Below are 12517 nucleotides of genomic sequence, written 5' to 3'. Positions count from 1 at the left end.
GTGTGGGTGGACGCGGTGGCGCTCAGCCCAACGGCGCGTACCACTGGGCGCCGGTGACTCTGATCCGCCTGGACTGTTTGCGGTTCCACTCCACCCGCATGCCGTGCTTGCGCAGCACCGGGAACGCGACGTCGTCCAGCAGTCGTTCCAGGTCGGCCTGATAGCCGGCCTGCTGCTCGGCCTCGGACAGACGCGCGTAGGCGGTCTCGTCGAAGTCGGCCGGCGGGTAGACGCCGTAGCCGAGGTAGACCTCGCCGTCCTCGCTGGCGAGCAGCGACTCGGTGTCCTGCTGGTGGAACCAGAGGAACCCGCGCCAGTGCCGGGAGTCGTCGCGCTCGTCGTCGATCTCGGCGCTCGCGCAGGTGCCACAACAGCTGAAGTTCTCCCGGGCCAACACCCCCAGCTCGTTGAGCTCGCTGAAGGCCCGGGAGATGTTGCCGCTCACCTCACCCCACTGCCGCTGCTGCGCCCGCCGAGCAGCCAGCGCCTTGCCGTGCGCCGCCCGCAGCTCGTCGTCGGTGGCGCCGCAGCGCTCCTCGTCGTCGTCGAAGAAGTCGACGAAATCGTCCGCGTCATCCTCACCGCGCACGATCCAGGACCACAGCTCGGCCTCGATCGCGCCGCGCCCCGGCTCGGGGATGCGGTCGGTCAGGAACCGCACGCCCTCGGGGCGGTCGTTGTACGTCCATTCGGTCACGGCGCGAATCTTCACACGGGCGTACGACGGACTGGACGGCCCGACTAGTTCCCGGCGGGCACCTGGTCCTTGACATCGTCGTAGCCGGTCGGGGCGGGAGCCGGGGCCGGTGCGTAGATCACGCGGAGCACACCCGTCGGGAACGTCTCCGTCGCCACCACGCGCAGGTGGTACGCCGAGTCGCCCTCGTCGAACAGCTTGCGTCCCTTGCGGGCCGCCACCGGGTGCACCAACAGGCGCAGCTCGTCGACCAGCCCCGCGGCGAGCAGTTGCTGCACCACCGAGATGGACCCGGGAATGAGGATGCCACGGACACCCGGGTCCGCCTTCAGCGCGGCGACGGCGTCGACGAGGTCACCCTTGATCAGCTCGGAGTTACGCCAGGAGAAGTCCAACGCCTGACGGGAGACGACGACCTTGCGCACATCCCCGAGCTGCTTGGCGAACGGCGCGTCCTCCCCACCGGCGGCCTCCCGGTCCGGCCAGGCGCCGGCGAAGCTGTCGTAGGTCTCGCGGCCGATGAGCAGCACGTCGGCGGCTTCGTAGTCCTCCGTGACGGCGCGCCCCATGTTCTCGTCGAAGTACGGGAAGTGCCAGTCAGGGTCGATCTCGGCCACGCCGTCGGCCGAGATGAACAGCGTGGAGATGACCTTCGCCATCACGGGGTCCCTTCGAGTCGGATGATGTCGGTAGGCGCATCGTTCCAAACTCGTCAGCCGCCGGCTGCCCCGATGACGCGTGTCGTGTCCGCTTTTGTCAGTCGGACGTCGCGGGAGCGAGCCAGTACCAGGTTTCGAGCCGCTTGAGCTGCCCCGACCCGTTCGTCCTCTCGACGACGTCGTCGTCGCTCCCCTCCCCTGTCAGCACGAGAGGGGAAGCGGTCGGATCGACCGCCGACATCGTCGAATCGCAGCTCACACCCCATCCTTACACGGACGTCGCCGCCGGCCTCAGCGCCGGAACCGACCGGGCCCCGGCCGTACGGCGAGGACCCGGTGCGGCCGGTGGATCTTCTGCGCTCGGCGTGGTGCGGGCGGGCTCGGCGTGACGCCGAGCCCGCCCGTTCCGGGTCGGTCGAGCGTGATCGAACCCGGTCAGCGTTGCAGGGTCAGCAGACCCGGGCGGTACGGCAGGAGGCCGTAGTCGCCGCCGGAGCTGGGGGAACGACCCTGGTAGAGCAGTTGCAGGTTGCAGGCGTTCACGGTCATCGTCTGGTCCGCGCTGGTCCGCAGCAGCTCACCGTGGCTGATGTCGTTGGTCCAGGTGGCACCGCTGTTGGCCTTGCCCGCGAACGGGTTGCTCTCACTGGTGGCCTGCGGCGTCCACGAACCACCCAGGCTGGTGGCCGTGAAGGAGCGGAAGTAGCGACCCTGCGACCCGATCGCCTCGACGATCATCAGGTACTTGTTCAGACCCTGGAGCTTGTAGACCTGGACGGCCTCGAACAGGTTGTTCGTCGTGTCACTCATGATCGTCGTGTAGTTCGACCCGAAGCTGCCGGGGAAGTTCCCGATCGGCATGCTCGCCCGGTAGATCTTGCCGTTGTCCCCGGCGAAGAACAGGTACATGTTCTGGCTGTCACCGATCACCGCCTGGTCGATCGGCCCCGTCCCCGAACCCGTGATGCTGCCGCTGAACAGCGTCTGCGGCGACGACCACCCGTTCGGGTTGGTCGGGTCGCTGGAGGTCCGGTACGAGAACGCCGGGCCACCCCACTGGTACGCCAGCACCCAGATGTTGCGCGGCGCGAAGTAGAACAACGACGGTGCCACGGTCGCGTTGTTCATCGCGTTCTGGCTCGCCGAGCCCATCTGCGAGTAGTTCGAGAACAACCCGAAGTTCATCGAGCCCCACCTGGTGCCGGTGTCGTGGGTGGTGGCGTAGACGAGCTGCTGGCCGTTGTACGGCGCGACGGTGAAGTCCTTCAACGACACCCAACCGGACCTCGGCTGCGCCAACGCACCAGTCGACGACCACCGGTACGACGACGGAAGGTCACACGTGGTGGTCGGGGGCGGCGTCGTCGGCGGTGGGTCAGTGGGCGGCGGGGTCGTGGGCGGCGGGGTCGTCGGCGTCGTGCCACCGGTGCAGGTGACACCGTTCAGGGCGAAGCTCGTCGGCACCGGGTTGCTGCCCGCCCACGAGCCGTTGAAGCCGAACGACACCGAGCCGTTGGTCGGGACCGCGCCGTTGTAGCTCACGTTCCTCGCCGTCACCGCCGATCCGCTCTGCGTCACCGAGGTGCTCCACGCCTGCGTCACCGTCTGCCCGGCGCCGTACGACCACGTCAACGTCCAACTGGTGAGCGGGTCGCCCAGGTTCGTGACCGCCACGTTGGCGGTGAAACCGCCCTGCCACTGCGACGCCACGGCGTAGTTCACCGAACAACCCGCTGCCGCGGCGCCGGCCGGCAACGCCGCGACGACCGACGACGACACCAGCAGGGCAACGCCGGCCGAGACCAGGCCGACATTGGTAGCTCTGGATCTGGTCATATAGCACCTTCCTGACGGGGATGGCGGCCGAATGCATTGACGGTGGTCACTGCGAGTGAAGCGCATGTGAGCGTTAACAGGCCGCGTCAGGTATGTTACGGGAGCGCTCCCATAACCTCAAACCATTGATGTTGTTAATTCTCTACGGGCTAGCTTGACGTGCTCAGAGCGGGTCTTCCCCGGCCGAGCCGGCGGCGATGGCGACCGAGACCGGCGTGCCCAGCTCGACGGTGCGGGAAACCGTGCAGAGTCGGTCGTGCGACTGCTGCACCGAGCGGGGCAACGCCTCGCGCGCCCGATCTCCGTCCGCGCCCGCCGGGAACGTCACGGTGAACTCGACGGTGATGTTCTCCATCCGGTTCCCTCCGAGCTCGTCCCGGATCTTGTCGCCGGTGACCGCGACGGAGAACTGGCGGGGCTCGGCACGGCGGCTGGTGATGTGGTCGACGTCGACCGCGCTGCAACCGCCGATCGCCGCCAGGAGCAACTCCACCGGCGTGAAGCTGGAGTCCTCGCCCGTGCCCAGCGACACCGACCCGCCGCGGACGTTGTGCGCGACGTAGTTACCCACGCTGGTGCGCTCGATCCGCACCGACCGGAAAGTGTCCTCACTCATGACAGGAAAACTACCCAGGCTTCGCCGGGATCGTGCGGCGAGTGCCGATCCCCGTCGGCTTCGTGGTCACGCTCGGTCCGCCACCCCGTCCGCAAGGGAGGAACGGACGAGGCACTAGCATTGCCGCCGTCCACGACGGCTCTGCTGAAACGAGGCGACATGCGTTGGCTCCGGCGGTTGCTGGGCGGTAGGCGGGTCCAGCTCGACCCGGGACGACAGCAGACGCTGTTGCGGGACGCCCAGTCCCGCTACGGCGCCCACGCGCAGGTCCGGTTCCCGGACCAGGTCCAGGCGCTGACCGCAGCGCTGGACAGCGACGACGGCCTGGTGGTGGCAGCCCGGATCGTGAGCCAGGTCGCCGACGAGGCCCACGTGGACCTTCAGGCCCAGGCTCAGGAGATCCACCGCCGGACGGGTCGACGTCTCCTGGTGCACCGCCGCAACTACCGGCCGCTGTGGGTGGAGGCCGGTCACGCCCTGCGCTGGCCGCTGTTCGCCCTGCCGAGCGGCTTCCACCCGTACGCGCAGGTGGCCGCCGCGGTCACCGTGGTCGGCAGCCGCGCGCCGCGACTCGACCGGGTGACCGACCCGAACCCGCTGCTGACCCGCGTGTTCGAGGTGCTCGACCTCACCACCGCCGCCTGGGAGTACGGACGGGTACGGGTCGACACCGACGCCGCCGCCCTGGCCGACCGACTGATCCTGAGCGCCGGGCAGGTCCTCGCCGCCATGGACGATCCGCCCCGCCTGCCACCGGCGGTACGTGAGCTGATGCGCCGCAACAACACCGTCAGCGTGCACGACCCGGCCGGCCCGCGCACCGTGGGTGGGATCAACCTGGGCGCGAGGATGCGGGAGAACTTCCTGGTCTGAGCAGCCGAGAGGCTACCGCTCGTCGCGGCGACGGGCCAGGGCGACGACAACAGCGCGCAACCGCTTGCCGACCCGGCGAACACCGCTCGACCATTGCCGCATGGGGCCGGGACGTCGTGTCATCCTCGCCGTCGACGTGGGCACCACGACCGTCCGCGCGGCATCGTTCTCGCTGGACGGGACCGCCCCGCACGTCGCGACCCGGCAGTGCCCACTGCGGCAACCGGTACCGGGCTGGCTGGTACAGGAGCCCGACGTCCTGGTGGCGGCCACCCTGGCGGCGATGTCCGCGTGTGTCGCCGACACCCCCGGCGCGGAGGTCGTCGCCATCGCGCTCAGTTGCGCCGGGCACGGCCTGATCGGGCTGGACGCGGCGCTGAGGCCGGTGACACCGTTGCTCACCAGGTACGACTCGCGGTCCGCCGACGTGGCCCGCGACCTACGGTCCTCCGGTCAGAGTCGAGAGCTGCACCGGTTGTCGGGCACACCCGTGCATCCGGGCAGCCCGCTCTGCAAACTGATGTGGTTCGCCCGCCACGAGCCGTACCTCTGCACTGCGACGCGGTGGTGGGTCGGTCTCAAGGACTATCTGGTCCACCGGCTGACCGGAACGCTGGTGACCGAGCTGTCCTCGGCGTCCGGCACCGGGCTGTTCGACGTCCACCGGCGGGTGTGGAGTCGGGCCGTCCTCGACCTCGCCGGGGTGTCCGAGAGTCACCTGCCCCCGGTCCTGCCCACCACAGCCGTCCTGCGGCTCTCGGCGACGGCTGGGCGGTCGGTCGGTCTGCCGTCCGGCACGCCCGTCGTGGTGGGCGCGGCCGACGAACCGTTACGTAGTCTGGGCGCCGCGGCGATCGAGAGCACCGTCGGCGGCCTGACGCTCGGGACGACCGGCACCCTGTGGACGGTGGTCGCGGCTCCCCTCGTCGACGCGGCGGAGAGCTTCTCCTGCGGCGCGTTGACCGAGGACGCGTGGGTCGTCGGCCGGACCGTCGGCAACGTCGTACGCTGGGCCGGTCACGCCCTCGCGCCCGACCATCCCGCGGCGTCCGACACCCCGCCCGCGCTCCTGACGCTCGCCGAGCGGATCGCCCCGGGAAGCGACGGCCTCGTGATGCTGCCCCATCTCGGGGACGACCGCGCCTTCCCGGAGGGCTCCGGCCCGCCGGGCGCGTATCTGGGGTTACGCGGCCGGCATTCCCGTGGTCACCTGGTGCGGGCCGCCGTCGAGGGTGTCTGTCTGCACCTCGGCGGTGTCCGTGACCGCCTGGCCGCGTTGACGCCGGTCGACAGTGTCCGCCTGGCCGGTGGCGCGTTCCGTTCTCCGCTGTGGCGGCAGGTGATGGCGGCGGTCCTGGACTGTCCGGTGCGGGCGTCAGAGGCCGCGGCTGACGACGCCACCCTGGGCGCGGCAGCGCTCGGGCTCTTCGCGATCGGTCTCGCTCCCGACCTTCGGGAGGCCGTCACCCGGCTCGACCCCGAGGGCACCCGCAGCGAGCCGGTCGCTGTCGACCCGGCCCACGCCGCGGTGTACCGCGGTCTGCGCACGAAGCTGCCCACACTCCACGCGGTCGTCGGGCGGGTGGGTGAGATCCTCGACGAGCCGGCCGAGCCGCACCTCGGCCGGCGGACCGGCGTGGGTGGTTGACCGGACAGGGTGGGGCGGCGCGCCGACGCTCAGTGCTCCGGCTCGTCCTTGACCCGCGCCACGAGCTGCGTCGGGTTGACGTAGCGCAGGGCGACGACGAGCAGGACGAGCATCATCGAGGTGTAGATGACCGCCATGGCGTCGACCGACTGCTGGGCCCGGATCCCGGACGCCGACATCGAGTAGTAGAGCGCCACGACGAGGGTCTGCGAGTCCGGTCCGGCGGTGAGGAAGGTCAGCTCGAACATCCCCACGGTCCGGACGAGGACGAGGATCGCGGAGGCGAGGATGCCCGGGACCAGCAACGGCGCGAGGACCCGGAGGAACACCGTCCGCAGGCCCGCGCCGCACATGCGCGCGGCGCTCTCGATCCGCGGGTCGATCTGTTCGATGAACGGGGTCATGGTCAGGATGACGAAGGGCACCGAGGGTACGAGGTTGGCGAGCACCACTCCGGACATGTTGCCGGCCAGGCCGAACTTGTAGAGGACGGTCGCCAGTGGGATGCCGTACGTGATCGGTGGCATCAGGATGGGCAACAGGAACACGAGGAAGATCAGCCTTTTTCCGGGGAACGAGCGCCGCGCGAGCACGTAGGACGCCGGCACGCCGATCAGCAGCGAGAGGCCCACGACGAGTACGGAGACCTCCAGCGTCACGACGATGACCCGCAGGAGGGCGAACTCCTCCCAGGCCCGCCCGTACCAGCTCGTGGTGTAGCCGTCCGGGAGCCAGGTGTCGAACCAGCGCCGGCCGAACGAACTGACCAGCACGGAGGCGACGACGCCCAGCAGGTTGAGGAAGAAGAAGACGACGACGCCCCACACGATCCAGGCGGCCGGTCGCGCGGTGATGCGCCGCCGTCCGGTGCGGGCGGGGGGCGGCACCGGTGGCGCCTCGGTGATCGTTGCCATCAGCCCTTGCCTCCGGTGGAGCCGGTGTAGAAGCGGCTGCGCGCGGCCAACACCAGCACGATGACGACCAACTCGACGAATCCCATGATCATCGCGATGGCCGACGCGTACGGATAGTCGTACTGCTCGTAGGCCGCCTGGTACGCGGCGAGGGAGATGACCCGTGTCTCACCGGCCGGGTTGCCGACCAGGACGGCCGACGGGAACACGCTGAACGCCAGCACGAACGTCAGGCAGAAGGTCGTGGCCAGGCCGGGCATCAGCAGCGGGAGGGTGATTTGGGTGAACCGGCGACGCCAGTCCGCCCCCAGCGTCGCGGCCGCCCGTTCCAGGGTGGGGTCGATGCCGGAGAGGTACGAGAGCACCAGCAGGAACGCGAACGGGAATCCGGTGATCACCAGGGAGAAGAAGACGCCCCAGTAGTTGTGGGTCAGTCGCACCGGCTCGTCGACCAGGCTCGTGGCCAGCAGGATCCGGTTGAACCAGCCGGTCGGGCCGAGGAAATTCAGCAGCCCCTGCGCGGTGAGCACCGTGCCGAGCGTGATCGGCACGACCAGCAGTGTGGTGACCAGCCGCTTGGCGCGGAACCGTCCCCGCATCCGGTAGGCGATCGGCACCGCCGCGAGGACGTTCAGCAGCGCCGCCGGCAGTGCGATCCGCAGGGTGATCCAGATCGTGCCGCGCTCGTAGGCGTCGGAGAAGAACCGGGCGTAGTCGCTGAACGGCCCGCCCTCGGTCGGCTGGAACGAGAGCCCCAGCCCGTAGAAGAACGGGTAGAGGAACAGGGCGACCACGAAGACCAGTGCCGGGACCAGCAACCAGAGTTGGCGGTCGATGCCCCGCTCGGCGAGACGGTGCCGCCAGTGCGCCAGCGGTCGCCCGGACCCGGTGCCGCTCACCGCGCCGCCTGCGAGGCGTCCGCGAGACGGTCGGTCCGCCGCGCCGGGGCGGCGGGATACACCAGCAGCCGCTGCGGGTCGACGGCGAGCTTGACCTGGTCGCCCGGTGCGATGCGCTGATCGGTACGCAGATGCAGCAACAGGCCCGTGTCGGTACGCGCCTCGGCCGCCACCTCACGCCCCTGGTACTCCACCACCTCGACGGTGGCCGACATGGCGTTTCGGGTCTCGCCGGGCCCGTCGACGCGGATGTCCTCGGGGCGTACCGCGAGCACCGCGTCCGCCCCCGCGCGCAGGTCCCCCACCACCTCGCCGAGCAGGCGGTGACCCGACGACTCGACGGCGGCCCGGACGCCGTCGACCTGGTCGACCCGGCCCGGCCACAGGTTGCGGTAGCCCATGAAGTCGGCGACGTGCCGGTTCGCCGGTCGGGTGTGCAACTCGCGCGGCGACCCGACCTGCTGCACCCGCCCCTCCCGCAGCACCACCAACCGGTCGGCCAGGGAGAGTGCCTCCTCCTGGTCGTGGGTGACGTACACCGTGGTGAGGCCGAGCGACTGGTGCAGCCGGCGGATCTCGGAACGCATCTCCAAGCGCAGCTTGGCGTCGAGGTTGCTCAACGGCTCGTCCATCAGCACGAGGGACGGCTCGAACACGACGGCGCGGGCGATGGCGACGCGTTGCTGTTGACCACCCGAGAGCTGGCCGGGCAACTTGTCGACGTGGTCCTCCAGCCGCACCAGCCGCACCGCCTCCTCCGTACGTCGGCGCGTCTCGTCCTTGGGCACCCGGCGCATCCGCAGCCCGAAGGCGATGTTCGCCCGGACCGTCAGATGCGGAAAGAGCGCGTAGCTCTGGAACACCATGCCGAAGCCGCGCCGCTCGGGCGGCAGCGTGTCGATCCGGCGCTCGTCCTGCCAGATGCTCCCCGCCGTCAACGGCAGGAGCCCGGCCAGGCAGTTCAACGCCGTCGACTTCCCACAGCCGGACGGGCCGAGCAGGGCGATGAACTCCCCCGCCTCGATGGTCAGGTCCAGTTCGCTGAGCGCGGCCTGTCCGCCGAAGTCGCGGGACACCCCGTCCAACCGCAGTCGGGAGAAGGCGCTCATCCCTGCTTGACCTTCCCGCCGCCGATCTCCCGGTCCCAGCGGTTGAACGCCGCCACGAGACTCTTCGCGTCCAGCGGGACCTCGGTGGGGCTACCGGCGATCAGCGCGTCGTACTCGGGGCGCCCGAACTCGCGGATGGCGTCCTGGCTCTTCTGCGGCGCCGAGGTGAGCTGGACGTCCTTCACCGCCGGCCCGGGGTAGAAGTACCCCTCGTCGTACGCCTTCGCCTGCTGCTCGGGGGTGAGCATGAACGCCAGCAGGGCCAGCACCGCGGCCTGGGTGTCGGTCGAGACGCCCTTCGGCATGACGGCGTAGTGCGCGTCGGTGACCCAGTGGAACCCCTCGATCGTGGCGATCCTCGCGTCCTTGGGCACCGTGCCCAGCACGCGGGGGTTGATGTCCCAGCCGGTGGTGCTGACGATCAGGTGGGCGGTGCCGTTGGCGAGGTTCTTCATCGTCTCGGTGGTGCCGGACGGGTAGTAGTCGACGTACTGACCCAACTCCTTGAGGAAGGCCCACGTCTTGTCCCAGCCCGCGGTGGGGTCCTTGGGGTTCGTGTCGCCCAGGATGTAGGGCAACCCCATCAGGAACGTACGCCCCGGACCGGAGTTGGCGGGCCGGGCGTACTGGAACCTCCTGGGGTTGGCCTTGGCCCAGGCGAGGAGCGCCTGCGCGGTGGTGGGCGGCGTCGCGAGGCGTGACGGCAGGTATTCGAGCAGCGGCCCGGACGGGTAGTAGGTGACCGTGACACCGGCGTTGCCGGCGAGCTGCTGCATCGCGGCGGCCGGTTCCAGGTAGTTCCGCATCCCACCGAGACGGTCGGCGAACGTCGGCAGCACGTCGACCCAGAGCCCCTGCTCGATCCCGGCGGCGAGGCCGTCGACGCCGGTCAACACCAGACCGATGTCCACCCGGTCCGCACCCTGCTGGGCCTTGATCTTGCCGGCCAGCTCGGGCGCCGGTGCCTTCGAGTACGTCACCCGGGAGATCACGTCGGGGTTCTTCGACACGAACTCGTCGATCATGCCCTGGGTCAGCTGCAGGTTGCCGGCCACGTCGAGCACGTTGAGCGTCACCGCCCGGCCGGGTCGCTGCGGCACCTCACCGGAGGTGTCACCCGAGGTGTCGCCGGGGCTCTCCGGCGCTCCGCACCCGACCGCGCCCACCAGGAGCGACGATGCCGTGACCAGGAGGGCGCCTCGCCGCGTCATACCCATCAGCCGTCTCCTTCGTCGGCTACCCGGCCCGGCCAGGTAGGTCCACGCTCCGCTCAGGCGGGTCGCCCACAGGCCGCCCGCCATGGGCCGTCCGTGATGGCATTCAGGCAGCCGGCCCGCCGCGACGGCAACGGGTTGCCATGTATTGCCTCGCGTGGACGCGTTGATGGGCCCTGAATGTTGCCGGGGCATTGCCGAGTTCGCACCGGCGTCATAGCATGATCACGGCGCGTAGCCGGGGGGAGCATGCCGATGCCCGACCACACCAGGCCGCCCGACAAGAGAGCCACGATCTACGATGTCGCGGCCGAGGCCGACGTCTCACCCTCCACGGTGTCCCGTGCCTTCTCCCGCCCGAGTCGCGTCAACTCGGAGACCGCCGAACGGGTCCGGCAGGTCGCCGAGCGGCTGGGCTACCGGACCAACCCGCTGGCCCGCGCCCTCACCACGTCCCGCACGCGGATGATCGCGCTCGTCATCGCCGACATCACCAACCCGGTGTACGCCGGGATCGTGCGCGGGGCGCAGGAGACCGCGATGCACGACGAGTACACCACGGTGCTCATCGACGCCCAGGAGTCCGACCGGCTGGAGCGGGCGGCGATCGAACGCACCATGTCGACGGTCGACGGCATCGTGCTGGCCAGCAGCCGGATGTCGGACTCGGCGATCCGGATGTTCGCCAAGCAGCGGCCGGTGGTGGTCCTCAACCGGGCCGTCGCCGACGTGCCCTGCGTCGTGACCGACAACCCCCGTGGGGTTCGGCGGGCGGCCGAGCACCTCGGGGAGTTGGGCCACGACCACATCACCTACGTCGCGGGGCCGCAGGCGTCCTGGCCGAACGGCATCCGCTGGCGGTCGTTGCTCGAAGCCGGCATGGAGCTGGAGATCAAGGTACGTCAGATCGGCCCGTTCAGCCCGACCATCGAGGGCGGCGAGCGAGCCGCCGAGGAACTACGCGCCCGCCCCGCGACCGCCGTCCTCGCCTTCAACGACCAGATGGCGATCGGGCTCATCCGCGGCCTCACCCGGATGGGTGTCGACGTCCCGGGCGACGTCAGCATCGTGGGTTTCGACAACACCCTCGCCGCCGACATCGTCACACCCGGGCTGACCACTGTCGCGGCGCCGTTCTACGCGGAGGGCTCAGCGGCGACCCGGCACCTGCTCACGATGATCGAGGGCGCCCCCGGGCACGCCGGCCGGCCGATGGTCCTGCCGGTACGCCTCGTGGTCCGCCACTCGACGGCCGCCCGCCGGAGCGCGGGTCGCGCCCGACCGTGGGTACGCCAACGACAGTCGACCAACCCGGCGGCCCAGCTGTCCTGAACGGGTGGCCCGGTCTGTGGTGCGGCGAAACGCCCTCACACCGTCGAATGTGCCTCCCACATCTCACGGGTCATCTCGTACTCCACCTCGCCGGATTCCATGCCTGGGATCGGGTCGTCCCAGGAGGGGAAGTACGTGCGCACGTACCGCATGCCGACGGCCTTCATCACGCCCTGAGATCCGACGTTCACCGTCATGGTCTGCGCGATCACCCGGCTCTGCCCGACCGTGTCGAAGGCATGCTCCAGTAGGGCCTGGGATGCCTCGCTGGCCAGACCTCTCCGCCAGCAGCGGCGGGCGAGCCGGTAGCCCAACTCCGCGACGGTGGGATCGTCAGGCTGGTCGGGGCCGTGTGCCGGCGGAAGCATCATGAGCCCGATGAAGTCGCCCTCGTCCTCGTGCTCCGGCGCTACCGTGCCGCGCGCACCGCCATCGGACCCGAACGCCATCCAGTAACCCAGGCCGTCCACCGTGCCGGACAGCGCCAACCTCCGCGCGTGAGACGCGGCCACCTCGTCCCTGGATCGCGCCCGCCCGGTGAGGTAGCGAAGCACCTCCGGGTCGGAGTCGAGCTCGACCTCCAGTTCGAAGTGCCGATCGGCGAGGGGGACCATCAGCAGACGGGCGGTGCGCAGAGTCGGTTGAGTCACGCGGCGACAGTTCCACGAGGGAGCGGGCGGCGCTACCCGATTCGGGTGGGGCGGCCCAGCAACGGCCGGG

At 70.0% G+C, this 12517-nt stretch carries 12 protein-coding genes; 3 read left to right on the top strand and 9 right to left on the bottom strand.

Going from position 1 to position 12517, the window contains the following annotated elements; all coding sequences use genetic code 11:
- Window positions 1-22: 22 nt before the first annotated feature.
- The 4 genes from O7616_RS18120 to O7616_RS18105 all read right to left on the bottom strand — a co-directional run bounded on the left by O7616_RS18120 (window position 23) and on the right by O7616_RS18105 (window position 3808).
- Window positions 23-697: a hypothetical protein gene (locus O7616_RS18120; protein WP_282303083.1), complete on the bottom strand. Its 675-nt coding sequence runs from the start codon at window positions 695-697 to the stop codon at window positions 23-25.
- Window positions 698-741: 44 nt separating this feature from the next.
- Window positions 742-1356, bottom strand: coding sequence for a dihydrofolate reductase family protein (locus O7616_RS18115; RefSeq protein ID WP_282303082.1), 615 nt, complete (start codon window positions 1354-1356; stop codon window positions 742-744).
- Window positions 1357-1791: 435 nt separating this feature from the next.
- Entirely contained in the window at window positions 1792-3192 is a 1401-nt protein-coding gene (locus tag O7616_RS18110) for a non-reducing end alpha-L-arabinofuranosidase family hydrolase (protein WP_282303081.1), read from the bottom strand.
- 163 nt (window positions 3193-3355) lie between these two features.
- On the bottom strand, window positions 3356-3808 hold the full coding sequence (locus O7616_RS18105; protein WP_282260214.1) for an OsmC family protein: 453 nt from the start codon (window positions 3806-3808) through the stop codon (window positions 3356-3358).
- A gap of 159 nt (window positions 3809-3967) precedes the next feature.
- Here O7616_RS18105 and O7616_RS18100 point away from each other — a divergent pair, with 159 nt between their 5' ends.
- Window positions 3968-4681 (top strand): hypothetical protein, encoded by a 714-nt coding sequence (locus tag O7616_RS18100; RefSeq protein WP_282260215.1) that lies wholly within the window; start codon window positions 3968-3970, stop codon window positions 4679-4681.
- A 100-nt stretch (window positions 4682-4781) separates the two neighbouring features.
- Window positions 4782-6329: an FGGY family carbohydrate kinase gene (locus O7616_RS18095; RefSeq protein WP_282303080.1), complete on the top strand. Its 1548-nt coding sequence runs from the start codon at window positions 4782-4784 to the stop codon at window positions 6327-6329.
- Window positions 6330-6358: 29 nt separating this feature from the next.
- Here the strand turns inward: O7616_RS18095 and O7616_RS18090 are convergent, their stop codons facing one another.
- The 4 genes from O7616_RS18090 to O7616_RS18075 are packed head-to-tail and all read right to left on the bottom strand — an operon-like array spanning window position 6359 to window position 10468.
- Window positions 6359-7243, bottom strand: coding sequence for an ABC transporter permease (locus O7616_RS18090; RefSeq protein WP_282260218.1), 885 nt, complete (start codon window positions 7241-7243; stop codon window positions 6359-6361).
- Entirely contained in the window at window positions 7243-8142 is a 900-nt protein-coding gene (locus tag O7616_RS18085; protein WP_282303079.1) for an ABC transporter permease, read from the bottom strand. The genes O7616_RS18090 and O7616_RS18085 overlap by 1 nt, the downstream gene beginning before the upstream one ends.
- Window positions 8139-9251, bottom strand: a complete 1113-nt coding sequence (locus tag O7616_RS18080; protein ID WP_282303078.1) for an ABC transporter ATP-binding protein — start codon at window positions 9249-9251, stop codon at window positions 8139-8141. Before O7616_RS18080 ends, O7616_RS18085 begins: the two co-directional genes overlap by 4 nt.
- Window positions 9248-10468: an extracellular solute-binding protein gene (locus O7616_RS18075; protein WP_282303077.1), complete on the bottom strand. Its 1221-nt coding sequence runs from the start codon at window positions 10466-10468 to the stop codon at window positions 9248-9250. Before O7616_RS18075 ends, O7616_RS18080 begins: the two co-directional genes overlap by 4 nt.
- A 252-nt stretch (window positions 10469-10720) precedes the next feature.
- On the opposite strand from O7616_RS18075, the gene O7616_RS18070 reads away from it, so the two are divergent.
- Window positions 10721-11797 (top strand): LacI family DNA-binding transcriptional regulator, encoded by a 1077-nt coding sequence (locus O7616_RS18070; protein WP_282303076.1) that lies wholly within the window; start codon window positions 10721-10723, stop codon window positions 11795-11797.
- A gap of 35 nt (window positions 11798-11832) precedes the next feature.
- Here O7616_RS18070 and O7616_RS18065 read toward each other — a convergent pair whose 3' ends face one another.
- Entirely contained in the window at window positions 11833-12447 is a 615-nt protein-coding gene (locus O7616_RS18065) for a GNAT family N-acetyltransferase (RefSeq protein WP_282303075.1), read from the bottom strand.
- Between the last annotated feature and the right edge of the window lie 70 nt (window positions 12448-12517).

Origin of the sequence: Micromonospora sp. WMMD964, from assembly GCF_029581455.1 — a bacterium.
Classification (GTDB): Bacteria; Actinomycetota; Actinomycetes; order Mycobacteriales; family Micromonosporaceae; genus Micromonospora.
This window is presented reverse-complemented; position numbering and strand designations above follow the sequence as displayed.